The sequence below is a fragment of the Sphingomonas sp. AC522 genome (genome assembly GCF_979258125.1).
The window spans coordinates 463,640-489,575 of sequence record NZ_OZ409836.1 but is presented as its reverse complement, the minus strand read 5'-3'; the positions used below and the strand labels follow the sequence as shown (position 1 = coordinate 489,575).

Annotated in this window: 22 protein-coding genes and 1 tRNA gene; 17 read left to right on the top strand and 6 right to left on the bottom strand. The window is 65.4% G+C overall.

The window, feature by feature from the left end:
• Positions 1-68: 68 nt before the first annotated feature.
• Positions 69-1,514, bottom strand: coding sequence for a tetratricopeptide repeat protein (locus ACZZZM_RS02510; RefSeq protein ID WP_463593534.1), 1,446 nt, complete (start codon positions 1,512-1,514; stop codon positions 69-71).
• A 51-nt stretch (positions 1,515-1,565) separates the two neighbouring features.
• Here ACZZZM_RS02510 and ACZZZM_RS02505 point away from each other — a divergent pair, with 51 nt between their 5' ends.
• Both ACZZZM_RS02505 and ACZZZM_RS02500 read left to right on the top strand, forming a co-directional pair.
• Positions 1,566-2,912, top strand: coding sequence for a caspase family protein (locus ACZZZM_RS02505; RefSeq protein ID WP_463593533.1), 1,347 nt, complete (start codon positions 1,566-1,568; stop codon positions 2,910-2,912).
• A gap of 31 nt (positions 2,913-2,943) precedes the next feature.
• Positions 2,944-4,503 (top strand): CHAT domain-containing protein, encoded by a 1,560-nt coding sequence (locus ACZZZM_RS02500; protein ID WP_463593532.1) that lies wholly within the window; start codon positions 2,944-2,946, stop codon positions 4,501-4,503.
• Here the strand turns inward: ACZZZM_RS02500 and ACZZZM_RS02495 are convergent.
• On the bottom strand, positions 4,500-5,123 hold the full coding sequence (locus ACZZZM_RS02495) for a hypothetical protein (protein WP_463593531.1): 624 nt from the start codon (positions 5,121-5,123) through the stop codon (positions 4,500-4,502). The genes ACZZZM_RS02500 and ACZZZM_RS02495 overlap by 4 nt on opposite strands.
• A 102-nt stretch (positions 5,124-5,225) precedes the next feature.
• Between ACZZZM_RS02495 and ACZZZM_RS02490 the strand changes: the two genes are divergently transcribed.
• From ACZZZM_RS02490 to ACZZZM_RS02480, 3 genes are all read left to right on the top strand, one after another.
• On the top strand, positions 5,226-6,002 hold the full coding sequence (locus ACZZZM_RS02490) for a response regulator transcription factor (protein WP_463593530.1): 777 nt from the start codon (positions 5,226-5,228) through the stop codon (positions 6,000-6,002).
• Entirely contained in the window at positions 5,999-7,321 is a 1,323-nt protein-coding gene (locus tag ACZZZM_RS02485; protein WP_463593529.1) for a sensor histidine kinase, read from the top strand. Before ACZZZM_RS02490 ends, ACZZZM_RS02485 begins: the two co-directional genes overlap by 4 nt.
• Positions 7,322-7,420: 99 nt before the next feature.
• Positions 7,421-8,578 carry a hypothetical protein gene (locus ACZZZM_RS02480; RefSeq protein ID WP_463593528.1) on the top strand — a complete coding sequence of 386 codons (1,158 nt, stop codon included), beginning with the start codon at positions 7,421-7,423 and terminating at the stop codon, positions 8,576-8,578.
• 353 nt (positions 8,579-8,931) lie between these two features.
• Here ACZZZM_RS02480 and ACZZZM_RS02475 read toward each other — a convergent pair.
• A tRNA-Gln gene (locus tag ACZZZM_RS02475) sits at positions 8,932-9,005 on the bottom strand.
• 181 nt (positions 9,006-9,186) lie between these two features.
• Here ACZZZM_RS02475 and ACZZZM_RS02470 point away from each other — a divergent pair.
• On the top strand, positions 9,187-10,242 hold the full coding sequence (locus ACZZZM_RS02470; protein ID WP_463593527.1) for a Ppx/GppA phosphatase family protein: 1,056 nt from the start codon (positions 9,187-9,189) through the stop codon (positions 10,240-10,242).
• Positions 10,239-10,910 (top strand): RlmE family RNA methyltransferase, encoded by a 672-nt coding sequence (locus tag ACZZZM_RS02465; RefSeq protein WP_463593526.1) that lies wholly within the window; start codon positions 10,239-10,241, stop codon positions 10,908-10,910. The genes ACZZZM_RS02470 and ACZZZM_RS02465 overlap by 4 nt, the downstream gene beginning before the upstream one ends.
• 229 nt (positions 10,911-11,139) lie before the next feature.
• Here the strand turns inward: ACZZZM_RS02465 and rpoZ are convergent, their stop codons facing one another.
• Positions 11,140-11,484, bottom strand: coding sequence for a DNA-directed RNA polymerase subunit omega (gene rpoZ / locus ACZZZM_RS02460; protein ID WP_463593525.1), 345 nt, complete (start codon positions 11,482-11,484; stop codon positions 11,140-11,142).
• A gap of 194 nt (positions 11,485-11,678) precedes the next feature.
• Between rpoZ and ACZZZM_RS02455 the strand changes: the two genes are divergently transcribed.
• From ACZZZM_RS02455 to gltB, 8 genes are all read left to right on the top strand, one after another.
• Positions 11,679-12,845, top strand: coding sequence for a phospholipase D-like domain-containing protein (locus tag ACZZZM_RS02455; protein ID WP_463596362.1), 1,167 nt, complete (start codon positions 11,679-11,681; stop codon positions 12,843-12,845).
• Positions 12,846-12,919: 74 nt separating this feature from the next.
• A complete protein-coding gene (locus tag ACZZZM_RS02450; protein WP_463593524.1) occupies positions 12,920-13,426 on the top strand; it encodes a hemerythrin domain-containing protein in 507 nt (168 codons plus the stop codon).
• Between the two features lie 233 nt (positions 13,427-13,659).
• Entirely contained in the window at positions 13,660-14,589 is a 930-nt protein-coding gene (locus tag ACZZZM_RS02445; protein WP_463593523.1) for a complex I NDUFA9 subunit family protein, read from the top strand.
• Between the two features lie 30 nt (positions 14,590-14,619).
• A complete protein-coding gene (locus ACZZZM_RS02440) occupies positions 14,620-15,420 on the top strand; it encodes an undecaprenyl-diphosphate phosphatase (RefSeq protein WP_463593522.1) in 801 nt (266 codons plus the stop codon).
• A 122-nt stretch (positions 15,421-15,542) separates the two neighbouring features.
• Complete coding sequence (locus ACZZZM_RS02435; protein WP_463593521.1) at positions 15,543-16,979, top strand: NAD(P)-dependent oxidoreductase; 1,437 nt, start codon at positions 15,543-15,545, stop codon at positions 16,977-16,979.
• 1 nt (position 16,980) lies between these two features.
• A complete protein-coding gene (locus tag ACZZZM_RS02430) occupies positions 16,981-17,658 on the top strand; it encodes a DUF2059 domain-containing protein (protein ID WP_463593520.1) in 678 nt (225 codons plus the stop codon).
• A 167-nt stretch (positions 17,659-17,825) separates the two neighbouring features.
• Positions 17,826-18,377: a DUF2059 domain-containing protein gene (locus ACZZZM_RS02425; RefSeq protein WP_463593519.1), complete on the top strand. Its 552-nt coding sequence runs from the start codon at positions 17,826-17,828 to the stop codon at positions 18,375-18,377.
• Positions 18,378-18,379: 2 nt separating this feature from the next.
• Entirely contained in the window at positions 18,380-22,882 is a 4,503-nt protein-coding gene (gene gltB, locus ACZZZM_RS02420; RefSeq protein ID WP_463593518.1) for a glutamate synthase large subunit, read from the top strand.
• A gap of 1 nt (position 22,883) precedes the next feature.
• Here gltB and ACZZZM_RS02415 read toward each other — a convergent pair whose 3' ends face one another.
• Positions 22,884-23,228 carry a hypothetical protein gene (locus ACZZZM_RS02415; RefSeq protein WP_463593517.1) on the bottom strand — a complete coding sequence of 115 codons (345 nt, stop codon included), beginning with the start codon at positions 23,226-23,228 and terminating at the stop codon, positions 22,884-22,886.
• Between the two features lie 203 nt (positions 23,229-23,431).
• On the opposite strand from ACZZZM_RS02415, the gene ACZZZM_RS02410 reads away from it, so the two are divergent.
• Both ACZZZM_RS02410 and ACZZZM_RS02405 read left to right on the top strand, forming a co-directional pair.
• Positions 23,432-24,103, top strand: coding sequence for a glutathione S-transferase family protein (locus tag ACZZZM_RS02410; RefSeq protein ID WP_463593516.1), 672 nt, complete (start codon positions 23,432-23,434; stop codon positions 24,101-24,103).
• A gap of 69 nt (positions 24,104-24,172) precedes the next feature.
• Positions 24,173-24,790 carry a YbhB/YbcL family Raf kinase inhibitor-like protein gene (locus ACZZZM_RS02405; protein WP_463593515.1) on the top strand — a complete coding sequence of 206 codons (618 nt, stop codon included), beginning with the start codon at positions 24,173-24,175 and terminating at the stop codon, positions 24,788-24,790.
• A 166-nt stretch (positions 24,791-24,956) separates the two neighbouring features.
• On the opposite strand, the gene ACZZZM_RS02400 is transcribed toward ACZZZM_RS02405, so the two are convergent.
• Complete coding sequence (locus ACZZZM_RS02400; RefSeq protein WP_463596361.1) at positions 24,957-25,790, bottom strand: glucose 1-dehydrogenase; 834 nt, start codon at positions 25,788-25,790, stop codon at positions 24,957-24,959.
• Positions 25,791-25,936 lie beyond the last annotated feature (146 nt).

Below are 25,936 nucleotides of genomic sequence, written 5' to 3'. Positions count from 1 at the left end.
CCCCTCATTGGATGGCAAGGCGGTTAGTCCGAGGGGGGCATTGCGTCGTCTGACGAAAGCTGAATTTCTCAGCGGTGCGCGGCATCCCAGGCAAGGGCCACGCGCCGCCCCATGATCGGGCGCTGGTCGAGCGGCATCGGCCCTGGGTCTCGATCGCGATCGAGTTCGAAGCGCTCGGCGAGCAGTTCGCTGGCGGTGCGCGATGCCGCCAGCGCCTCCGTTCTGCGCTCGAGCGCTTCAAGCGTCGCCGCGCGTTCATCAAGAACCACCGCGCGGCGCGGATTGCGCGCGGGAACAGCTTCGATACGTTGGACCGCCTCCGCCGACAGCGCATCCGCTTCGGCCATGCGTCCGGTTCGGCGCAGCAAGCGCGACAACCGGATCAAATTGATCGGCACCTCAAGCATGGTACCGCCGCCGTTGATCTGACGCTCGACGGCAAGCGCTCGCCGATAATCGGCCTCGGCTCCCGAAAAATCTCCCTGGGCTTCGCGAATTCCCGCTCGATTGGCATAAGCCGGTCCCACATCGCTGTTAGGCTTGTCCAGCTTCTCCGCGATGCGGATTGCATCCGCGATCGCGATCTCGGCCCTGTCGAGCGCACCCGTCGCGGTCAGCGCAGACGCCAGCGCGCTGTGATCGGGGATCATGTTGGGGTTCAGTCGCTTGTCGGCAGGAACCAGTTCCAGAACGCGGCGGTAGAGCTGCACGGCTTCTGCGTCGCGGCCCTCGTCACCGATGAACACCGCGTAATTGTGGAGCACGCGCGCATAAGTGGGTGTCGCCGTCCTGCCCGCCGCCTCCAGCGCTTCCAGCGATGCGCGGTAATTGCCTTCCGCCAGATCGAAGCGGCCGATCCGCTTCTGCACGGCGGCCAGCGCGGCATGCGCAGTAGCAACTCCCTCGGGTCTTTGCGGCACCGCTGCCCGGCGCAGCTTCACGGCGTCCTGAAGCGCGGCCTCAGATTCGCGATAGCGCCCATTTGCGTCGAGCACGACGGCATAATTGGCGATGGCATTTGCTACGGCATTGGCATCGTAGGGCACGATTTTGCGCGCGCGCTGAACGCTTTCCGCCATGTCCCGCGCGGCACCCGCATAGTCGGCCATGAAGTATCGGGCGGCACCCGTCCGGCCGAGCGCATCGAATTCGTTGCCGGGGCCGAGCTTCGCATGGCGGCTCCAGGCCAGCGCCGCTTCACCGACGAGGAGGGTGGTGGCATTGTCCCCCTCGCCAAGAAAGCCGTCCGCGCCGCCCACCAGCACGCTGGAGATATCGCCGTCGCTCAGCGGCGCAAGCTTCGCCGCCGCAGCACGAAGGCGCGCAGCCGTTGTTTCCGGATCTCCGGCGACGATCGCCTTACGTATTTCCGGCAAATGCGCCTGCGCCCAGGTTTCGACGATCTTCTCCCGGCTGGGTGCCTCAGCCGTCTGCGCCGAAGCAGGAACCGCCGCCCATGCACCGGCACTTGCCAGGAACATCGCGCAGGGCATTGCCAGAGCTCGAATTCGCATTTTTCCTCCAGCCACTTGGCGCCGGTCGCAATGCTGATATGCCTTTGGCCGATGCCGCAAGCCCTTTTCCGCACATTGCTGGCGCTGACATGCCTGTTCGCCGCAGCGGGCCCGGCGCATGCGCGGCTGATCGGGCTGGTCGTCGGGGTCTCCGAATATTCGAATCCGAGGCTGGCGCGGGAGGGACTTCCCGGCGCTGCAATCGATGCCCGGGCAATGTCCACGATGCTGCGTCAGCGCGGCGCTGCGGAAAGCGACCTGTTCCTGCTCTCGGGGCGCGGTGCGACTGCAGCGGCGATCCGAACGGCATTGAGCAAGGGGCTGGCACAGGCGCGAACAGGCGACCGTGTCGTGCTCTATCTGTCGGGTCACGGCGCCCAAGTGCCGGCGCGGCCGCGCGATCCGATGGAACCCGACGGGCTGGACGAGATGCTGCTCGCCGCGGATGCCGCGCCATGGGATCAGGCCTCGCGCAACTTGCCCGGCACGATCCGCGACGACGAGATCGGCAATTGGATCGATCAACTGCGCGGCAAGGGCGCGGATGTGTGGTTCATAGTCGATGCCTGCAACGGCGGCGGCCTGCAACGCGGCGGCTCGTCGCCCGCGACACCGCGCATGCTCGATCCGGCGCTGCTGGGCCTGCCTGCTCCGATGCGCGGCGGCAGGGCCGATGGCAGCTTCCTTGCCGATGCCGCGCCGATGACCGGCGGCGGCAAGCTCGTAACCTTCTACGCCGCTCCTGCAGGCGGCATCGCTTGGGAACGGCCATTGCCGTCCGCCGACGGTGCACCCACGCGTCGCGGGGTATTCACCTGGAGCCTGTTGCAGGCAATGCAGGAAGCCCCGGAAGGCGCCAATTTCCTCGAACTGGCGGAGGTCGCGGATGCGGCGCGGCGGACATTGGGGCCACCGGGCGGCCCTGCCTGGCTGGGCGGGGACCTGGCCCTGCCGATCCTGTTCTCCGGCGGCGGCACCGATCTCCTGGCGTTCGCGCAAGCCGCAAGGCCTCTCGCGGCAATCACGATCCGGCTGGCGCTGGGATCGAAGGGCGCCCGATGCCCTGGGGAAGAGCCGGACCCTGCCGCGCTTGCCGCCCCCAAGGGCTCGATCCGCATCACCGGATGCCGGCGCGTGCTGGTCGCGCTGCAATCGAGCGCAGCCGCGCCGATGACGGTCCAGCCCTGGTATCGCGACGCGGCGGGCGCCTATGTCGCGCTGGCTGGTCCGAACGGGATCACCATCGCACCTGGCGCACGGCAGGATTTCCGATTTACCGTCACCGATCGCGACCCGGCCACCGGCGCACCGATGGCGAGCGGAGCCGAATATCTGCTGCTGATCGCCGCGGGCGAAGCGAATGCGGCAGCGGTCGTCTCGTTGCTTACCGGAGAGTAGAATGCGACTAATTGCTGCTCTCCTTTTCGTCATGTTGGCCGCCGGTTCGGTTGCGCGCGCCGCACCGGCCTGCCCGGCCGGGACGACGCCGGCAGGCCTGCGCGAAGAAGGCTATTGCACCGCGCAGCTCGCCCTGCGCTCGACCATCGCACGGTCACTCGGCATGCTTGAAATGCGCATGGCCACGGGGGACGGCGCCTTCGCGGCAAAGCTGCGAATCGCGCAGGACCTTCGCGGCCAGCGCGACAAGCTCGCCACGGCCAGGCGGGAGGCGCTGGCCGATACCGATGCTGCCGCCCGCGCCCGCTTCGCCCGGATCAGCGCCGAGTCAGACAAGGTGGAAACCGCACTCGTTGCTATAGAAGCGCAGATCCGGCGCGAACACCCGCAATGGATCGAGCTCTCCCGTCCCAGTCCGATAACGGGAGCGGAGACGAGCAAGCTGCTCCGCCGCGGTGAAGTGCTGATATTCTGGTATCCAACCGACGACGCGACCTTCGTCTGGACCGTCACCCGCGCCCGCACCGAATGGTCGCGCATTCCCATCGGAGCCGCTGCGCTCGCCGAGCGGATTGCGGCGTTCCGGGACGGTCTCAGCGTGGACGGTCCCGCGCGCTCGGGCATTCCGGATCGGGCAAACAGGCCGTTCGACCGCCTCGCCGCGGCCTCGCTCTATTCGCTGCTGTTTCCGGCAAAGGTCGATGCCGAAGTTCGCCGCGCGGCTAATGTGATCCTGGTACCAACCGGCAGCGTGACGTCGCTGCCCTTCGCCGCGCTGCCGATGGGCCCGGGACGCAAGGCGCCGTGGCTGGGATTGACCAAACCCTTGTCGCTGCTGCCGTCCCCCGCCGGTCTCCGCACGCTGCGTGGCTATCCGCGGCAACCTGAGTCGAGCATCCCTTTCGCGGGGTTTGGCGCGCCCGCCCTCTCCGGCGGCCCTGCCACCACGCGCGGCGCGAGCGCCATCTGGCGCGGTGGAAATGTGGATGGCCGGGCGCTCGCAATGTTGCCTGGGCTCCCTCATGCCGCGGGCGAACTCTACGACCTTGCCGGTGCACTAGGCGCGGACCGGAGCGCAGTCCTGATCGGCGCGAGTGCCACTGAAACCGCAGTCAAGAGCGCCGACTTGAGCCTCGTCCGCGTGCTGGCCTTCGCTACCCATGGACTGGTTGCGGGCGAGATCGATGGACTGACCGAGCCCGCTTTGGTGTTCACTCCGCCGGCGTCTGCAAACGACATCGACGACGGCCTGCTCACTGCCAGCGAAGCCGCACGCCTGCGGCTGTCCGCCGATTGGGTGATCCTCTCCGCCTGCAACACGGCGATGGGCAATCGCGTCGGCGCCGAAGCGCTATCCGGGCTTGCTTCGGCATTCACTTATGCCGGCGCGCGCGCGCTGCTCGTCTCGCATTGGCCGGTTTCCGACGACGCCGCCCGGCGCCTCACCACGCTCACCGTACGCGAACGGCGCCTGGGTCGCGCCGAGGCTTTGCGGCGCGCGATGGTGGCGGTGGCAAACGACCGCGCCCATCCCGAATGGGCCGACCCCACGGCCTGGGCAGTCTTCGAACTGATCGGAGAGGGCAGTTAGTTGCTGAGCACCATTACCTCGGACGGGATCAGGCCCTTGTTGGTCACTTCGATCCGATAACTCCCCGCGTTGCGCACTGCCCAGCGGCACATCGGATAATGGTCCCTAGCGCGATCGACGCACACTACGCGCCCGGCACGGTCGGTCACTTTCAGGTCGATGTCGCTGTCGCCGTCCCCGACTGCGGAGACGATCGCCATTTCTCCACCGCGAGCAGTCGCCGACCAGGACAGTGCCGCGCGGGCCGGCAATCGGCGGCGGACGGCCAACGGACCGGCACCCGAGGGCCCCTCGATAAAGCCGCGCCCGACCGACTGGCGCACGGCCTCCGCAGCGGCGATAATGCGCGCGTCGCCCGGCGCCATCCGGCTCGCTTCATCGGCCAGCGCGGCGGCGGGCTTTGCCGCGTCCACGGCCTGGGTCAGCATATTGCGCTCGATCTCGCCCGCGCGCGCGCCGGTCGCTGCCACGATCCGTGCCGCCGCCAGCATGGCATCGGCATCGCCGGTGGCGCGCGCCCAGTCGGCGAGGCGATAGGCGAGGCGAAGTTGCTCGACTGGGTCTGGCGCACCCGCCCCGGTGAGAAGCATCAGAAAGGGGAGCAACAGGAGTCGCCGCATTGCGAAACCCTAACCCGCACAATGAGCGATCCAAAGCATGAACTATCCTGACAATCGTGGCCGGCCTTTGACTTTGGCGAAGCCGTCGGACCATGTGTTCGCATGACGGATGCCGATCTCGACGACCCGATGGAGGCATTCCGCGCGCTGCTGGTGGGCCGGACGGCGCTTCTGCTGGAGGACGAACCAGCAGTGAGCGCGCATATCGAGCACGCGCTTAAGGCCATCGGCTTCACGCGGGTCGATTGCGTCGCGACCGGGGAGGAGGCCGTCGAGCAGGCTCTGACGAACAGCTACGACATCCTGATCCTCGACCGGATGACGCCGTCGCTCGATGGCCTTTCGGCACTGTCGCAGATCCGCCAGCGCGACGGCGGCGCCGCGGTGCCGGCGCTGTTTCTGACCGCGCTGGGCTCCGAGCGGCACCGGATTGAAGGGCTTGCCAGCGGCGGCGACGATTATCTGGTCAAGCCGGTTTCGGACGAAGAACTCCTCGCCCGTGTCGCCGTGCTCCTGCGGCGGCGCGGCTGGCGGCGCGAACCTGCCGAAACCGTGACGGTCGGGCAGATCGTGATTGCGAAGCGAGCGCTGCGGGCGACCTTGGCGGCGGAACCGATCGACCTGACGGCCCGTGAGTTCGCCATCCTCGCCTTGCTGGCAGACAATGCCGGGCTACCCGTGACGCGTTCGATGCTATGGTCGCGCTGCTGGTCGAACTACAATTTTCAGCCCGGCAATTTCGGCAACACGATCGACGTCCACATCTCGCGCCTGCGCCGTAAACTCGAGGCCGCAGGCGCAGCCGCCGGGGTCGATGTCAGCGACCTGATCGTTGCGGTCCGCACCCAGGGAATTATGTTGCGCAGCGGTGGTCCGTGAAACGATCGAGCGCCGCACAGTTGCGGCTTGCCGTCTTGCTGATCCTGTTCTCGATTGTCGCGCTGGCGATTTCGTTCGGTGGTGCCGCGATGCTCGACCGCGACGCCAGGCGTTTGCGGGCTGGCGAAGCGGCGCGATTCGACATGGACGCGCTGACCGAAAAGCTGAAGGGCGCGGCCGGGGACCCCTCGGCGGGACCGCTGCTCGAGGCCGCAACCCGTGAGATCTTCCGTTACAGCGGACCGGCATCGGGGCGTATCGTGCGGTTCGAAGCGAAGCCCACGCCCTATTACCGCGAAACGCGTCTCGCCGATGGCCTGCTGCTGCTCGCCCGAGACGGAAAACCCGACGCAGTCGGCCTTCGCCGGGATCTGCCGGCTGGACGCCTGACTGTCGCGAGAGAGGTACAGGCGAGCGGCCCGCTGCGCTTCCCATTGATCCGCTACGCTCTGGTCACCGCGGCACTCCTAATGGGCCTGTCGGCGCTTGCCGCCTGGCTGGCCGGCCGGTTGTTCACCGCGCGCATCGCCACGCTCAATCGCGTCTGCTCCGAAGTCGAATCCGGCAATGTGGGTGCGCGGCTGGAGGATCACGGTAATGACGAGCTCGGGCTGCTAAGCCGCCACATCAACAGGATGCTAGGTGAGCTCGAGCGCCGGATGAGCAACCTCCGCGCGTCCTCGGACCGCATCGCGCATGACCTGCGAACGCCGCTTGCCCGGCTGGGCTCGCGGCTGTCGATGCTTGCCGAGATACCTCCCCCCGAACATGCAGCGCAGATCGCTGCAGCGCAGCGGGAGATCGGCAATCTGATCGAGGCCTTTAATGGGCTGCTGGACCTGCGCGAGATCGAAACCGAGAGCGGCCTTAGCCACAATCGCTTCGATCTCGCCGAGGCGGTCGTGGACGCGGTCGAACTCTACGAGGCGGTCGCCGAGGACCAACAGGGCGTGACGATCCGACGCGATCTCGCCAGCGTCCAAGTCGAGGGCGTCACGGCCCTGTTGACCCGCGCGGTCGCGAACCTGATCGACAATGCTTTGCACGCCGCGCCGCCGGGCAGCGTCATCGCCGTTGCCACCTTCGAGAAGGAAGGGCATGCCTTTGTCGAGGTTCGCGACAGCGGCGAAGGGCCGCCCAGCCAGATCGTCAAGGCGCTGGGCGACGATATCAGCCACGCTTCGGGATGGGGCGGCCACGGCGTCGGCCTGTCGATCGTGGCCGCAGTCGCGCGCCGGCACGGCGGCAGTTTCGGCTTCGAGCGGGAAGGCGCCGAGACCGTCGCGTGCCTGCGGATTCCACTGCAGCCGGCGACGTGATCTCGCGCGAATCTGACATATCCTGAAGAGTGCGCCGCAGCCATTGAGCTAATTCCATGCTGCGATATCGCTCCCCCCAACTGAACAGAGGGGCTGATCATGAACAAGGCACTGCTCGCATTACTCATCGGCACGGCCAGCGTTTCGATGGCATCACCGCAACTTGCATTCGCGCAAAAAGCCAAGCTCGCGAACTTCAGCGGCGATGCGGCGACTGCTCCTGCAGATCTTATCACTGCCGATAAGCTGGAGGCGCTGCAGGACGCGCGGACGGTGATCATCCCGCAATTCACTGTCGAATATGTGCTGCAAAGCGACGGCTTGAGCGACAAGGAAGAGAAGAAGCAGGATTATGTAAGCGTCGACTACCGGATCGACGCCCCGGACGACGCCGTCCTTCAGGGTCTTACCGATCGGCTTTATGCGCGCTGGGTCGACGGGCTGAAGGCGCAAGGGGTCGCCGTACTCGGCCCGCAGGATGCGGCGACGAGGCGTTCATGGAGCAAGATTGCCGGCAAGGCCAAACCAGCGCCGGCGACAATCCAGCGCGATAGCGGCGTGCTGATGATCTACAGCGTAAGCGGCTCGAACTTCCTGATGCCGCTGGGCGCCAAGGAAGGCCCGCCCACCGGCAATGCAGCTGTACTCTCGAGCGCGGCCGACACCGGCTCCGTGGTTGCGTCGAAAGTCGGCGGAAAGGTTGGCGGCATGTTCGGCATGGCACGCGGCCTCAGCAAGCTCGGAGGCGGGCTGAAGGGCTTTGGCGGCGCATGGGCCTATGCGTCTGACGAGCCGAAGCTTGGCAAGGAGACCGGCGCGGCGGTGATGACGGTCCGCCTCGTCGTCGGGCTGCGCGACACCGACATGGCCAGCCGAGGCTTCGGCGTGTTCCGCTCTGCCGGCTCCTACGACGGGAAGCCGAAGCTGGTGGTGCAAAGCGAGGGCACGGCAGTGACCATCCTCGGCACGAACGGTGACGGCAAGCGCGCATCGCTCGGCCTGGCGCGCGACCTCGTATTTTCCGAAGACCTGTTCAAAGATCGCGTCGAGGTGGCGAACGGCACCGGACGGACGATCATGAACATGGTCAACCGTGCCCGCTTCGTCACTGCAGCGGTCGGCGGCGGGTCGGCGGCGATCAACCAGAGCCACGTGTTCTCGGCCAGCGCCGATCCGGAGGCCTACGCCAGGGCGGTGGAACGCAATCTCGGAGCCGTACAGGACATGATGCTACGGCGCACGTCCTCGGCTTGGTAGACAGGCAGAGAAAATCCGTCCGCTATAATCCGCCGCGGTCCTAGAAGCGGACACGCAACTGACCGCCCACAACCGGCCATTCTCGCCAAACGCCCGTCGTTCTACAAGCGTTCACTGTTGAACGACTTCAGCCCTTCCATTGCGCATTTGCTAGCGCGGCAGGCAGGTCCAGAAGCTTGAAATGTAAGCACATAACGCCCGAATGTTCAGTGCTGCATGTTGCATTTGTGTTGCACGGAGGGAAATCGAAATCGCTCACGCTCACTGGTAAGCTATTGTAATCAATGGGAATCGCGAGACCGGTCGGAAGGATGGCCGGCCTTTCGCTAAGTCATTGACTTCAAATAAGAAATTGGATGCCCCGTGAGGATTCGAACCTCAATAGACGGAGTCAGAGTCCGTAGTCTTACCGTTAGACGACGGGGCATCGGCCGGGGCGCATGCGCCGCTGGCAGGCCGCGCCAGATAGGGCGGGGTGCCGGGCCTGTCAACGCCGCTTGGATGCCCCATTCTTGCCGTGCGCCCGAGTCTTCGCTACTTCTCCGGCCAAGCACGGGACGGCCTGCCATGGGCCGCGACCGAAACAGAACATAAGTGAGTGAAACAAGATGGGGGATGGCTCCGCCACTACACCCCGCGGCCCGGGTCCGGACAATGTCGCAACCCTGGTGCCGTCGCAGGATCGCCAGACGCGCCCGCGCTGGCCCGAATCGCGCCATTATGCCGCGCTCGATCTCGGCACCAACAATTGCCGGCTGCTGATCGCGCGCCCGCAAGGCGGCGGGTTTGCCGTGGTCGATGCTTTTTCGCGAATCGTTCGGCTCGGCGAGGGGCTGGCGAGCACAGGCCGGATTTCGGACGCTGCGATCGATCGCACGCTTGCCGCGCTCCGCGTCTGCGCCGAGAAGCTCAAGCGCCGCAACGTGACGCTCGCCCGCTCGGTCGCGACCGAGGCCTGCCGCCAGGCCTCGAACGGCGCGGCATTTATCGAGCGGGTCTATCACGAGACCGGGATCGCGCTCGACATCATCACCGCCGAGGAGGAAGCGCGGCTCGCCGTTCTTGGCTGTCACGCCTTGCTCGAGCCCGGTGACGGCCCGGCGCTCGTCTTCGATATCGGCGGTGGCTCGACCGAATTAGTGCTGGTCGATTCGCAGGTGCCGGTGCCCCGCATCCTCGACTGGCACAGCGCGCCCTGGGGCGTGGTCTCGCTCACCGAGGCGGCGGGACAGCCCGCAGCAGGGCCGCAGGGGCTGGCCGATCTCTATGCCGATATGCGCGCGCGGGTGCAGGCAAGCTTTGCGCCCTTTGCTGGCCGGCTGAAGGCGCCTGTCGGCACGCCGCGCCTGCTCGGCACCAGCGGCACGGTGACGACGCTTGCGAGCGTCCATCTCGGGCTCGCTGCCTATGATCGCTCGGTGGTCGACGGCCTGATCGTTCCGACTGAGGCGATGCGCGACGTCAGCACGCGCCTTGCGGGAATGACGCTCGGCGAGCGCAGCCAGGTCCCGTGCATCGGCTCCGAGCGTGCCGATCTGGTAGTGGCGGGTTGCGCGATCCTCGAGACGATCCTCGATCTCTGGCCGGCCGAGCGGCTGGGTATCGCCGATCGCGGCATCCGCGAGGGCATCCTCCGCCGTCTGATGAATGGACGCATGCTGTGAGCCGGGGTGGAGCCAGGAGCCATACGCGGGTCAAGACCTCGCGCGGACGCACGCCGCAGTCGAATCGCTGGTTGGAGCGCCAGCTCAACGATCCTTACGTCAAGAAAGCGAAGGCTGAGGGTTATCGCAGCCGCGCCGCGTATAAGCTTACCGAGCTCGACGAGAAATTCGGGTTTCTGAAGGGCGCCAGGCGCGTCGTCGATCTCGGCCTCGCGCCGGGCGGCTGGAGCCAGGTGATCCGCCGCAAGGTGCCCAAGGCGGTGATCGTCGGGATTGATCTGCTGCCGGTCGATCCGATCGACGGCGTGACGATCTTCCAGATGGATTTCATGGACGATTCAGCACCCGACCTGCTGATCGAGGCGCTCGGCGGCCAGCCCGATCTGGTGATCTCGGACATGGCGGCGAATACCGTCGGCCATCCGCAGACCGATGCCTTGCGCACGATGGGGCTGGTCGAGCTCGCACTAGATTTCGCAGTCCAGCATCTGGAGAAGGGCGGGAGCTTCGTCTCCAAGGTCTTCGCCGGCGGCGCCGATTCGGCGATGGTCGCCGAACTGAAGCGCAACTTCACCACCGTGAAGCACGCCAAGCCGCCCGCGAGCCGCAAGGGATCGGTTGAGTGGTTCGTGGTGGCGCAGGGATTCAAGGGCCGGTCAGCGGAGTAGCGAAGCTAGTCCGCGTCGCGGGCCGGCCCCGGCGGGCGTCGCATCAGCGGCGACTGACGGCGCGGCTTTGCCGCGGCGCTTCCAGACATGAAAAAGCCGGAGCGAATGCCCCGGCCTCTCGATTTCAGCAATGCGTCGAGGCGAAGCCTCGCCATCGGACGGGTCTGCGACCCGCCGGCCGGCATTGGGCTTGTCCGGAATTTAGCGGGGCTAATTCCGGACCTCATGCTCAGCCGTCGTAATCCCCACCCAGATTCTGATTCCGAGGAGGAGCGGCGGCCGTCAGGCGGAGCGCCTCTGCCGAAGCGGCGATCGAGCCGATTTCGTCCGGAGCTTCCTCGTCGTCGATCTGGACACGCTGCATGCCGGAGATCACTGCTTCCTCAAGATGCGTCGGGCGCACGGTCTCTTCGGCGATTTCGCGCAGTGCGACGACTGGATTCTTGTCGCGGTCGCGTTCGATGGTCAGCTCGGCGCCGCCCGAGATCTGGCGGGCGCGCTGGGCTGCGAACAGCACCAGATCGAAACGATTGGGAATCTTGTCGACGCAATCTTCGACAGTGACGCGTGCCATGCACCGCTTCCTTAGTATTAAAGGTGTCCGGAAAGGAGTGGCACGTAGGTGCCGACCCGCAAATTGTCAAGGAAATGCGCCTCTCCCGGCCCTGGCGAACGAATCGCGGGCATGTGCGTTTGATGACGCACCTGAAACGATAAGGCCGCTTTCATTCCATGCATGCGCTTGCCAAGCCCGACGATGCTCCGCACATGCCGGCAATGGCCGGCCCTCCCTCCCACATCGTCGACGGCAACCGGCTCGTCCTGCTGACCGAGGGTCCGGCGCGGTTGCAAGCGCTGCTGGAAGTGATCGGCTCGGCGAAGCGGTCGCTCCGAGTCCTCTATTACATCTATGTCGCCGACGAGGCTGGCGAGGCAGTGCGCGATGCGCTCCTGGAAGCGGCAAAACGCGGCGTCGAAGTCCATTTGATCATCGACGGGATGGGCAGCGAGCCCGCCCAGGCCGCCAATTTCTTCGATCCGCTGCGTGAGGCGGGGGTCGATGTCTGCCGCTTCGTGCCCCGCTGGGGGCGGCGCTATCTTCTGCGCAATCACCAGAAGCTCGTGCTGGCCGATGATGCACGCGTGATCATCGGCGGCTTCAATATCGAGGACAGCTACTTCGGGACTGCGGCGGATGCGGCGTGGCGCGATCTCGGCCTGATCGTTGAGGGGCCGGCGGCGGCGCGGCTGAGCGGCTATTTCGACACGCTTTCGCGTTGGGCGAAGCGGCCCAAGGCCTCGATGCGCTCGCTCGGCAAGATGCTCCGCGAATGGAGCGAGCCGGAGGGGACCACGCGCTGGCTGCTCGGTGGTCCGATGCGACGGCTCTCGCCCTGGGCACGCGTGGTGAAGCGCGACATGGAGCGCAGCCGGACGATCGACATCATCGCCGCCTATTTCGCACCCAACCCGGCCATGCTCCGCCGCCTCGACAAGGCAGGCAAGCGCGGCCAGGTCCGCCTGATCCTGCCCTCCAAGCTCGATCACGGTGCTGCAGTCTGGGCCGCGCGCTTCACTTATGCCGGGCTGCTCAGGAAACGGGTCCAAATCTACGAATATCAGCCGACCAAATTGCATACCAAGCTGTTCGTCATCGACGATGTCGTCCATATCGGCTCGGCCAATTTCGACATCCGCTCGATGTTCCTCAATCTCGAGTTGATGCTGCGGATCGAGGACCCGGCCTTCTCTGCCTATGTTCGCAACTATGTCGAGGGCGAGATCGCCCATTCGGAGCGGATCACGCCCGAGCTTCACAAGGCGCGGACCGGGCTGTGGACCCGGATCAAGCAGGCCGGCGCCTATTTCGTGATGGCGGTGCTCGATTATAACGTCACCCGCCGGCTCAATTTCGGCCCGCGGCGAAGGCCCTGATGCGCGAACGACTCGCAATTGGCACGGACACGAAACAGGCGCGTTTGCCCCCTGAAATTACAGGGAGATTCAGCATGGCCGACCAACCCGACGCAATCGCATTGCTCAAGGCCGATCACCGCAAGGTCGAGGAATTGTTCGAACAGTTCGAATCGGCGAGCGGATCGGGCAAGAAGGAAAAAATCGCGCTCCAGATTTGCCTCGAGCTGACGGTCCATGCCCAGATCGAAGAAGAGATCTTCTACCCGGCTTGCGAAGGCAAGATCGAGGAGGATCTGATCAAAGAAGCCTATGTCGAGCATGACGGCGCCAAGGTGCTGATCGCCGAGATCGAGGCAGGCGGCCCCGACGACGAATATTACGAAGCCAAGGTCAAGGTGCTCTCCGAGCAGATCGAGCACCATGTCGAGGAAGAGGAAAAGCGCATGGAGGGCATGTTCTCTCAGGCACGCAAGGCCGGGCTCGACATGGACGCACTCGGCGAGCAGCTCCGCGCCCGCAAGGAAGAGCTGATGGCCAATTACAAGGCCGGCGGCCTGACCAAGCCGGAGACGACGACGCTGAACGAAGTGCAGGTTTAAACTGGCTACTTTCGTCCCTCGCGAGCGGGGGAGGTGGCAGGCGGAGCTTGACGGAGGGGGTCTAGCCGCGAGCGCTTCGCTGGTGGAGAGGCCCCCTCCACCACTTCGTGGTCCCCCTCCCCGGTGCGCGAGGGAGGATTAGCCCAAGGCTGATCGCCGGCCCCCCACGCGCGCTTGCCGTTTCGTGCGCCGCGCGGCATGGGAAGCGGCTCGTTCGCAGGAGTGTTACGCGCATGAAGGACAGGCTGGTTACGCTGATCGGCGGAGGCGGGTTTCTCGGCCGCTATGTCGCGCAGGAGCTGTTCGCGGCCGGCGCGCGCGTCCGCATCGCCCAGCCGCGCCCGCGCGATGCCTGGTTTCTGCGGCCGCTCGGCGGCTTGGGGCAGACTCAGTTCGCCGCCGCCGATGTCCGCCAGCCCGAGACACTGGCGCGCGCGCTCCAGGGCTCGGACATTGTCGTCAATCTCGCCGGCGTGCTGAGCGGCGATTTCGAAGGTGTGCATGCCCAGGGTGCAGGCAACGTCGCCGAAGCCGCGGCCCGCGCCGGCGCTTCCACGCTCATCCACATCTCCGCGCTCGGCGCCGATTCGGATTCGCCCTCGGCATATGGGCGCACCAAGGCGGCGGGCGAAGCCGGGGTCCGCGCCGCTTTCCCGAGCGCGACGATCTTCCGCCCCTCGATCCTGTTCGGCCGCGAAGACCAGTTCGTGAACCGCTTCGCCGCGATGATTTCTGGGGCGCCGGTGGTGCCTGTGCTGCGCGGCAGCGCCAGGTTTCAGCCCGCTTCGGTCACTGACGTCGCACAGGCAGTGGCTCAGGCGGCGGCTGACCCCGCGCGGCATGGCAGCAAGACCTATTCGCTGGGCGGCCCGGACGTGGTGACCATGGCCGAGCTGTTCCGCTGGATCAGTGGCGCGATCGGCAAGCAGGTGCCTTTCGTCGAGGTTCCCGACGCGATCGGCGGCATGATCCCGTTCCTGCCCTTCGCTCCGATCACGCGCGATCAATGGGCGATGCTCGGCGTCGACAATGTCGTTCCCGAAGGGAATGCCGGCTTCGCCGCCTTCGGCATTTCGCCGACGCCGCTCGCCGCGGCCGCACCCGCCTGGATGGTGCGCTTCCGCAAACAGGGCCGCTTCGGGCCGGTGAACATTCCGGCCTGACACGCGGCTTGGGCAAAGGGGGCTAATCGAATGAGCGAACTTCTCGTGGCGATCTTGCTCGGCATCGTCGAGGGCATCACCGAATTCCTGCCGGTCTCGTCGACTGGGCATCTGATCCTCGCCACCGAGCTGATGGGCTATGATGCAGCCAAGTGGGCCGTGTTCAACATCGCGATCCAGCCGGGCGCCATCCTGGCGATCGTCGTACTCTATTGGCGCACCTTCGTCGCAGTCACGCGGGGCTTGTTGCGTTGGGAAGCCAATTCGGTCGCCTTCGTCCGCAATCTGCTGATCGCCTTTATCCCGGCAGTCGCGCTGGGGTTGCTGCTCGCCGATCAGATCGACGCATTGCTTGAAAATGCCGTGGTCGTGGCCTGGGCGCTGATCGTCGGCGGCGTTGCGATTCTGGTGGTCGAGCGGCTAGCCAAGACCGAGAACGTGCTCGGCATCGCCGGCGTCTCCTTCGCTCAGTCGATCAAGATCGGACTGGTCCAGTGCTTGGCGATGATCCCGGGCGTCAGCCGTTCGGGCGCGACGATCATGGGCGCAATGGCACTCGGGGTGGACCGCCGCACCGCCGCCGATTTTAGCTTCTTCCTCGCGCTGCCCACGCTCACTGGCGCAACCGTCCTCCAGCTCTACAAGCATCGCGACGCGATCACTTCGGACAGTCTCGGGCTGATCGCAGTGGGGTTCGTCGTGTCGTTCGTCGTGGCGCTCGCGGTGGTGAAGGCGTTCCTGGCGGTGGTGACGCGGCACGGATTCGCGCCCTTTGCATGGTACCGAATCATCGCGGGCGGGGCCGTGTTGATCTGGCTGGGAATGCGGTAAGGCCGGATCGGCCATAAATAAACTATAAATCTTGTAATTATAGTTCGTCAAACGGCTTAAATCGAAATTTAGGGCAATATTACTTACTTTAATATGCCGTGCGCCTCCGATAGCTGGGGCGAATGGCAGACGAACGCATGCTCAAATTCGTAGATCGGGATCAGCAATATCCGTCGAAGCGCTCGGCCACGCTGCGCGCCGAGGATTTTCAGGAAATTGCTGATCGCTACGGCGTGCCCGCCGCCGAGGAGCAGGCCGGGCGCTGCTCGCAATGCGGCGTGCCTTATTGCACGGTGCATTGTCCGCTTCACAATCACATCCCCGATTGGCTGCGCCTGACTGCCGAGGGGCGCCTGCGCGAAGCCTATGAGCTCAGCAACGCGACATCGACCATGCCCGAGATCTGCGGCCGTATCTGTCCGCAGGACCGGCTGTGCGAAGGCAATTGTGTCATCGAATTCTCCGGCCACGGCGCCGTCACCATCGGATCGGTCGAGAAGTTCATCACCGATACGGCCTGGGATCAAGGCTGGGTCGAGCCGGTGCCGGTCGGCCCTGCCAATGGCCGGTCGGTCGGCGTGATCGGCGCAGGGCCCGCAGGGCTCTCCGCCGCCGAATATCTGCGCGAGCGCGGCTATGACGTGCATGTCTATGACCGGCACGATCGCGCCGGCGGGCTGCTGACCTATGGCATTCCCGGCTTCAAGCTCGAAAAGCATGTCGTGATGCGCCGCGTCGAGCGGCTCCGGGAAGCGGGTATCGTCTTCCACCACGGCTTCGAAGTCGGTCGCGACGCCAGCATGGACGAATTGCGCGCGCGGCATGATTCGATCCTCATCGCCACCGGCGTTTATAAGGCGCGTGGGATCAAGGCCCCCGGCGTCGGCGCGCAGGGCGTGGTAGAAGCGCTCGATTATCTCACTGCCTCGAACCGCAAGGGTTTTGGCGACGCGGTTCCCGAATTCGACGACGGTACCCTCGATGCCGCGGGCAAGAACGTCGTCGTCATCGGCGGTGGCGACACGGCGATGGATTGCGTACGCACTGCGGTTCGCCAAGGCGCGATTTCGGTCAAATGCCTCTACCGTCGCGACCGCGCCAACATGCCGGGCTCGCAGCGCGAAACCGCCAATGCCGAAGATGAGGGCGTCGAGTTCGTCTGGCTGTCGGCGCCCGAGGCATTTGACGGCGGTGACAAGGTCAGCGGTGTGCGTGCTGCCAGGATGCGTCTCGGTGCGCCCGACGCAAGCGGCCGCCGCTCCCCCGAGCTCGATCCCGGCGCCGAGTTCCAGCTCCCCGCCGATCTGGTGATCAAGGCGCTCGGCTTCGAGGCAGAGGATCTGCCCACTCTGTTCGGCGCGCCCGAGCTCGGCGTCACCCGCTGGGGTACGATCCGGGCCGATGGCAAGACGATGATGACCAGCCTCGACGGCGTCTTCGCTGCGGGCGATATCGTCCGCGGCGCCAGCCTCGTGGTCTGGGCGATCCGCGACGGCCGCGATGTCGCGGCGCACATGCATGCCTGGATGAAGGCGAATGCGATCGCCAAGGCCGCCTGAGATGAGGCTGCTCGCCGCACTCGCGCTCGCCGCCGCATCGCTGGCTCCAGGGCATGTCGTGGCCGCGCCGGTCGCAGCCGCGCCGAGCAAGCCGCTCGACCGGCTTGTCGCGCTGCTGACCCCTGAGGAATCGCTGGTCCATCTAGGTGGCCGCGCGTTCGACGCGGGTATCCGCAACGAAGTTCGCGACGATCCCGAGCTACGCGCAATCCAGGCGCGGCACCCCGGCCTAACTGCCTATGTCGCCGCCCAGTTGCGTCCTGCCTTCGCCAAGCTGATGCGCAAGGAAGTCCCGTCGCTTCGCCGCGAGATTCGCATTGCGGTCGGCGACTCGCTCACTGCTGCGGAGATCACCCAGGCGCTCGAATTCTTCTCCAGCCCGACCGGCACCAAGCTGCGCGCCCAGGTCTATGCGACGATGGCCGAAAAGCCCGATCAGTCGCCCGAAGCGATGCAGGCCGCGGTGCTGACCGCAGTGATGGCCAATATGAAGGTCGCGGACTATCCGGCGCTGATGGCGTTCGGCGCCAGTTCGGCGGCGGGCAAGATCAACACGATCAATCCCCGCATCGCCGAGGCCAGCAAGGCCTGGTCGGAGCGGCTCGTCGCCAAGCATGGCAAGCGCATGCGCAGCCTCGCGGCCGCGGCGGCCAAGCGTTATCTGATGGGGAAGAAGTGATGCGCATCCTGTTCGCCATGTCGCTCGCCTGCGCACTGCCATTCGCCGCACAGGCGCAAGAGGCGCCCAAGGCCTCCGTTGCTCAAGTTCCAGCGCGGGATCCTGCACGCTTGGCCATTGCGGAGCGTGTCGCGGGTCGCCTGCTTCCGCCTGGGGCTTTCACGACGATGATGCGCACCACCATGGACAAGATGTCCGGTGGCATGATGGATCAGGCAATGAGCCAGTTGTCGCTCGCCGACATGGCCCAGGCCGCCGGAGTAAGTCAGGAAAAGGTCGCCAGGCTTGCAGCGGTTAACCTCAAGCAAGTGATGGAAATCCTCGATCCCGCTTTCGCCGAGCGCATGCGCATCACGATGAAGGTGATGGCGGATGAGATGGTCGTCATCATGACCGATCTCGAGCCCGAATATCGTTCGGGCGTGGGCGAGGCGCTCGCCTCGCGCTTCACGCTCGATCAGCTCCAGGAACTCGATCGCTTCTTCGCCACGCCAACCGGCAGCGCCTATGCCGGCCAGTCGATGACGCTTTATGTCGATCCGGCGATGCTGCGGCGGATGGATGCGGTCATGCCGCGCGTGATGAAGGCAATGCCTGGGATTATGCAAAAGACTGTGGCTGCCACCGCGCACCTGCCGAAGCAGGGCGATTTCAAGAACCTGACGGATGAACAGAAAGCGCGGCTCGCCGCCCTGTTCGGCGAGAAAGACGAAAAGTGACGATGCAAACCGAACGCGAACGCCTCGCCGCCGAAGGCATGTACCGCCCCGAATTCGAAGGCGATGCCTGTGGCGTCGGCCTGGTCGCCGCGACCGATGGCCAGCCCTCGCGCCGCGTTGTCCAGTCGGCGATCGATGCGCTCAAGGCCGTATGGCACCGCGGCGCCGTCGATGCCGATGGCAAGACCGGCGACGGCGCGGGACTCCATGTCGATTTGCCCGCGCGATTCTTCGACGATGCGATCTCCGCCGGAGGCCACCGCGTGCTGCCGAACCGGCTAGCGGTCGGCATGATCTTCCTGCCCCGCACCGATCTGGGGGCGCAGGAGGCCTGCCGCACCATCGTCGAATCCGAAATCATCGAGGCCGGCTACACCATCTATGGCTGGCGCCAGGTGCCTGTCGATGTCTCGGTCATCGGCCTCAAGGCGCAGGCGACGCGCCCAGAGATCGAGCAGATCATGATCGCCGGGCCGCTTCCGGACGAGGCCGACGCTGCCGAATTCGAGAAAAACCTCTATCTCGTCCGCCGCCGGATCGAGAAGCGCATCATCGCCGCGCAGGTCCAGGGCTTCTACATCTGCTCGCTTTCGTGCCGCTCCATAATTTACAAGGGCCTGTTCCTCGCGGAATCGCTCTCGGACTTCTATCCGGACCTGAAGGACGACCGCTTCACCAGCCGCGTCGCGATCTTCCACCAGCGTTATTCGACCAACACTTTCCCGCAATGGTGGCTGGCCCAGCCGTTCCGCTGCCTCGCCCATAATGGCGAGATCAACACGATCCGCGGCAACAAGAACTGGATGCTCAGCCACGAGATCAAGATGGCGAGCCTGGCGTTCGGCGAGCAGTCCGAAGATATCAAGCCGGTGATCCCCGCAGGCGCGTCGGACACCGCCGCGCTCGACGCAGTGTTCGAAGCGATCTGCCGTTCGGGCCGCGATGCGCCGACAGCCAAGCTGATGCTGGTGCCCGAGGCGTGGTCGGAGGAAGACACGCCGCCGAACCATCTGGCGATGTACCAATATCTCGCCTCGGTGATGGAGCCATGGGACGGTCCAGCCGCGCTGGCGATGACCGATGGCCGCTGGGCAGTCGCGGGCGTCGATCGCAATGCGCTCCGCCCCCTGCGCTATACCCAGACCAGCGACGGCCTGCTCATCGTCGGCTCCGAAACGGGCATGGTCCAGATCCCCGAATCCACCGTCATCGCCAAGGGCCGCATGGGTCCTGGCCAGATGATCGCAGTCGATCTCGAAAACGGCGTGCTGTTCGACGACAAGGCGATCAAGGACCGCATCTCGGCCGAGGCCGATTATCCCGCGATGATCGGCGAGTTCATCAAGATTGACGACCTTGCCGTGCCCGCCAGCGATCCGCTGCGCTTCGATCGCGCCGAGCTCACCCGCCGCCAGGTCGCCGCCGGGCAGACGCTCGAGGACATGGAGCTGATCCTCGCTCCGATGGTCGAGACCGCCAAGGAGGCGATCGGATCGATGGGCGACGATACCCCGCTCGCGGTAATCAGCGACAAGCCCCGCCTCATCAGCCAGTTCTTCCGCCAGAATTTCAGCCAGGTCACCAATCCGCCGATCGACAGCTTGCGCGAGCGCCAGGTGATGACGCTGCGCACGCGCTTCGGGAACCTCGCCAATATCCTCGATCCCGAGGGCGCGCGCAGCCGAGTGCTCGTGTTGGAAAGCCCCGTGCTGACCAACGATGACTGGGATCGTCTGCGCGCGCATTTCGGTGGACAATGCGCCGAGATTGACTGCACCTTCCCGAGCGAAGGCGGCCCCGACGCGCTTCGCGCCGCCATCGCCCGCATCCGCTACGAAGCCGAACAGGCTGTCCGCGCCGGCTGCACCGAACTCTTCCTCACCGACGAGCATATCGGCGCCGAAAAGGTCGCCATCGCCGGCGTCCTCGCCGCGGCGGCGGTCCACACCCACTTGGTCCGCCGCGGCCTGCGCAGCTATGCCTCGGTCAACGTCCGCACTGCCGAATGCCTCGACACGCATTATTATGCCGTGTTGATCGGCGTCGGCGCGACCACGGTGAACGCCTATCTGACCGAAGCCGCGATCGTCGACCGCCAGTCACGCGGACTGTTCGGCGATCTCGCGCTCGAGGACTGTCTCAAGCGCCACCGCAAGGCGATCGACGAGGGCCTGCTCAAGATCCTCTCCAAGATGGGGATCGCCGTGATCTCCTCCTATCGCGGCGGCTATAATTTCGAAGCCGTGGGCCTCAGCCGCGCGCTCGTCCACGATCTCTTCCCCGGCATGCCCGCCAAGATCTCGGGCGAAGGCTATGCCTCGCTGCATTTGAACGCGATGATGCGCCACGAAGCCGCATTCGACGCGGGCGTGGCCAAGCTCCCGATCGGCGGCTTCTATCGCCAGCGCTTCGGGGGCGAGACGCATGCCTATTCGGCGCAGCTCATGCATCTGCTGCAAACCGCGGTGCAGACCGACAGCTATTCCAGCTACCTCGCTTTCTCGCGCGGCGTCCGCGATCTGCCCCCGGTCTATCTGCGCGACTTGCTCGAGTTCAATTTCCCGAACGAAGGCGTCGCGATCGATTCGGTCGAGGCAATCACCGAAATTCGCAAGCGCTTCGTCACCCCCGGAATGTCGCTCGGCGCGCTGTCGAAGGAAGCCCATGAAACGCTGTCGATCGCGATGAACCGCATCGGCGCCAAGGCAGTCTCGGGCGAGGGCGGGGAAGATAGCGAGCGCTATTCCCCGCGCGAAAATGGCGACAACGCCAATTCGGTGATCAAGCAGATCGCCAGCGGCCGCTTCGGCGTCACGGCGGAATATCTGAACGCGTGCGACGAGATCGAGATCAAGGTCGCGCAAGGGGCAAAGCCCGGCGAGGGCGGTCAGCTGCCCGGCTTCAAGGTCACCGAGTTCATCGCCAAGCTGCGCCACGCGACGCCCGGCGTGACATTGATCAGCCCGCCGCCGCACCACGATATCTACTCGATCGAGGACCTCGCTCAGCTCATCTACGACTTGAAGATGATCAACCCGCGCGCCCGAGTGTGCGTCAAATTGGTCAGCTCGGCGGGCATCGGCACTGTCGCGGCTGGCGTCGCAAAGGCACATGCCGACGTGATCCTGATCGCCGGCCATGTCGGCGGCACCGGCGCGTCGCCGCAGACTTCGGTGAAGTATGCCGGCACGCCGTGGGAAATGGGGCTGTCGGAGGTCAACCAGACCCTCACCCTCAACGGCTTGCGCGGCCGGGTGAAGCTGCGCACCGATGGCGGGCTCAAGACCGGGCGCGACATCGTCATCGCCGCGATCCTCGGCGCTGAGGAGTTCGGCATCGGCACGCTCAGTCTGGTGGCGATGGGCTGCATCATGGTCCGCCAATGCCATTCGAACACCTGCCCGGTCGGCGTCTGCACCCAGGACGAAAAGCTGCGTCAGAAGTTCAGCGGCTCGCCCGAAAAGGTCATCAATCTGATGACCTTCATCGCCGAGGAAGTCCGGGAGATCCTCGCCAAGCTTGGAGTGAAGAGCCTCGACGAGATCATCGGCCGCACCGAATTGCTCCGCCAGGTCAGCCGCGGCGCCGAGCATCTCGACGATCTCGATCTCAACCCGATCCTCGCCAAGGTCGACGCGACCGACGCTGAGCGCCGTTTCAGCCTCAACACCTTCCGCAACGAAGTTCCTGACAGCCTCGATGCGCAGATGATCAAGGATGCCGCCGCGGTCTTCTCGCGCCGGGAAAAGATGCAGCTGACTTATACCGTGCGCAACACGCACCGCGCGGTGGGCACCCGGCTGTCTTCCGAAGTTACCCGCACCTTCGGCATGTCCGCGCTCGCTGACGGCCATATCCATGTCCGCCTGCGCGGCTCGGCCGGCCAGTCGCTCGGCGCATTCCTGTGCAAGGGGATCACCCTCGAAGTCTTCGGCGATTCCAACGATTATGTCGGCAAGGGATTGTCGGGAGGCACGATCATCGTCCGCCCGATGGTCAGCTCGCCCTTAGCGTCGCAGCAGAACACCATCATCGGCAACACCGTCCTCTACGGCGCGACCTCGGGGCGGTTGTTCGCCGCGGGCCAGGCCGGCGAGCGCTTCGCCGTTCGCAATTCGGGCGCCGAAGTCGTGGTCGAAGGCTGCGGCGCGAATGGCTGCGAATATATGACCAACGGCACTGCCGTGGTGCTGGGCGCAGTCGGCTCGAACTTCGGCGCGGGCATGACCGGCGGCATGGCCTTCGTCTATGACGCGGATGGCAGCTTCGAGAGCCGGGCAAATCCCGAAAGCATCGTCTGGCAGCGGCTGGCCTCGCCGCATTGGGAAGCGAAGCTCCGGGCGCTGGTCGAAGCGCATGCCGAGACCACCGACAGCAAATGGTCGCAGGGCCTGCTCGAGGAATGGGACCGCGCGCTTGGGGATTTCTGGCAGGTTATCCCACGCGAGATGCTCACCCGGCTGGCGCACCCGCTTGACGATGCGGTCGCGGTGGCGGCGGAGTAGGCTACTCCCCGCCGACGATTTCGACGCAGAGCCGCAGCGGCGGCGCCACGGCTAACATACCGAACACGCCCATGAATCCCGCGGCGCCCAGGGTTTCGAAAGGCGCTTCGTCCTGTTCTTCCCGTTCCGCAGCTTCGGTCAGGATCGCGCGCGCTTCGCTGGCGCAGTCGCGCGCAACGCGGATCGGAATGCCGCCAAGCGCCAGCGTGAGCGGGCAATTGGCGCGTAGCGTCTCGATATTCTGCGCATAGGCCGGGATGCCGTTCCAGGCGAACACCGACAGCATGATCGTGGCCTGAGGCCGGCTATAGGCGATCGCCACGGTCTCGAACGGATCCCCTTCCATCGCGCGCATCCTCCCGGACTTCGGGTATGACGAAAAGACCTGTCCCCAATCGTCACCCCGGCCTTGTGCCGGGGTCCACCAGGCAATTTGACGAGGCGCTGGATTCTCTTTGGCGCTCGCTCGCCGAGGGTGGACCCCGGCACAAGGCCGGGGTGACGGGAGGTGGCTTTACGCATCCGCTCGCACGCGCCTAAAGCACCTCCATGTGGCAGCTCTATCAATTCCCGCTTTGCCCCTTCTCGCGCAAGGTCCGGCTCCTGCTTGGTGAGAAGCAGGTCGGCTATGAGCCGGTTCGCGAATCGCCCTGGGCGCGCCGCGACGAGTTTCTCGATCTTAACCCCACCGGCCAAGTGCCGGTGATGGTCGATACCGAGCGCGGGGTGACGCTGATCGATTCGTCGGTGATCTGCGAATTCTTCGAAGAAACCGTCGGCAAGCAGGCGATGCTCAACGGCACCGCTACCGATCGCGCCGAAATTCGCCGGCTGGCGATCTGGTTCGACACTAATTTCTATGGCGAGATCACCGCACCGCTGCTGCACGAGCGGATGATCAAGCGGATCGTCTACAAGCAGTCGCCCGACGCCAAGATGCTGCGCGAGGCGATGAAGGCTGCGGTCGCGCATCTCGATTATATCGATTACCTCCTCGATCACCGCACCTGGCTCGCCGGCGCGACGATGAGCCTCGCCGATCTCGCGGCCGCTGCGCACATCTCGATTGCCGATTATCTCGGCGGGATCGACTGGAAGAGCCACGAACAGGCGAAGGGCTGGTATGTCCGCATGAAGAGTCGGCCAAGCTTCCGCCCCCTGCTGAGCGAGCGGATGGAAGGCATCCCGCCGCCCGCGGATTACGAGAAGCTGGATTTATAGCCTGATCGATCAGGGAAAAGCGGCGGAGCATCTCGCGTCGTTGCCGGTTGTGTAGGCAAGGAGGAACCCATGCTCGAACACGTCCCCCATTGGCTCGGCAGCGCACTCAAGGGCCTGCGCGCCGGTCAGGAAAAGCTGGCGATCCTGCAGCCGCAGCTCGGCAGCTTCGAAACGCTCCATCTCGCCAGCCCGTCCTTCGCCAATGGCGGACGGCTGCCCGAGCGGTTCACGGCGGATGGCGAGGGGGTCTCGCCGCCCTTGTTCTGGACCGGTGTCCCCGAAGGCACCGAACGGATCGCGCTGATCGTCGAGGATCCCGATGCACCCTCGCCCCAGCCCCTGGTCCACGCCGTGGTGTGGAACCTGCCGCCGCACGAAGGCGAGCTCAAGGAAGGTGCGATCCAGGCCGATGGCGCGGGCGGGATCAGCGGCAGCGATGTCGGCCGCAACTCCTTCTTCTCCGAAGGCTGGCTCGCGCCTGATCCGCCGACCGGGCATGGCGAGCATAATTACGCCTTCCAGCTCTTCGCGCTCGGCGCCGGCCCGGACCTTGGCGACACGCCAGGCCGCGGCGCCGTGATCGAAGCGATGGCAGGCCGCGTCCTCGCCGCAGGCGTGCTCACCGGTACCTATTCGCGAGGGCAGGAAGCGCCGGTCGGGCCAATCGGGAGCACCGCTACGGCCTGAGCCTTTAGGCTTGCAGAATAGGATTTGGCCTGCTTGATCGATCTTTCGACGCCGCGCGCATCCGCTCTTTGAAACCATGAATCCGGCGCCGGCACCACGCTCGGCGCGATTTTTCACGGCCGTAGCCGCACCCCTTGGTCAGTGCGAACATTGGGAACATTCGCGCTCAGCCGTTGACGACGGTCCCGCCGTTCGGATGCAGCACCTGCCCCGACATGTAGCTCGAATCCTCGCAGGCGAGAAACAGAAAGGCCGACGCGACTTCGTTGGGCTGGCCCGGCCGCCCCATCGGAGTGTCCTCGCCAAAGGTTTCGAGCTTTTCAGGTGAGGCGCCGCCCATCGGATTGAGCGGGGTCCAGATCGGTCCCGGTGCAACCGCATTCACCCGGATGCCCTTCTCGACGAGATTTTCGGAGAGGCTGCGGGTGAAGGCCGTGATCGCGCCCTTGGTCGAGGAGTAATCGAGCAGCTCCTTCGATCCCTGATACATGGTGACCGAGGTGCAATTGACGATCGCCGCGCCCTGCCTCAGATGTGGCATCGCCGCCTGGACCATGAAGAACATCCCGAAGATGTTGGTCTGGAAGGTCCGCTTGAGCTGCTGCTCGGTGATGTCGGTGATGTCCTTGTCGGGGTGCTGCTCGCCGGCATTGTTGACCAGCACGTCGATCCGGCCGAATTTCTCGATCACCTGGGCGATGGCGGAATCGCAGAACGCCTTGTCGCCGACATCTCCGGCGATGGTGATTGCCTCACGGCCTTCTTGGCGGACGATGTCGGCAGTCATCGCCGCATCGTCATGCTCGCAAAGGTAGAGAATCGCGACATCGGCTCCTTCGCGGGCATAGAGCGCGGCGATGGCGCGGCCGATGCCGCTATCGGCGCCGGTGATGACCGCAACCTTGTCCTGGAGGCGGCCGGAGCCGGGAAAGCGCGGCTCCCAATCGGGCTTGGGCTCGAGCGCGCTCTCGTGTCCCGGCAGCGCGTCTTCGTGGATCATGTCGATCGTTTCGGTCTCGCTCACGGCGCTCGCTCCTGAAAGGGGATGCCATGGGTAACCGGTTGCGGAAGCGGGAGTTCCGCGTTGGCGGGGCTCAGCCGATTGCGGCCGAGCCCTGCAAGCTGCCGACGATGATCGTCGCAGTG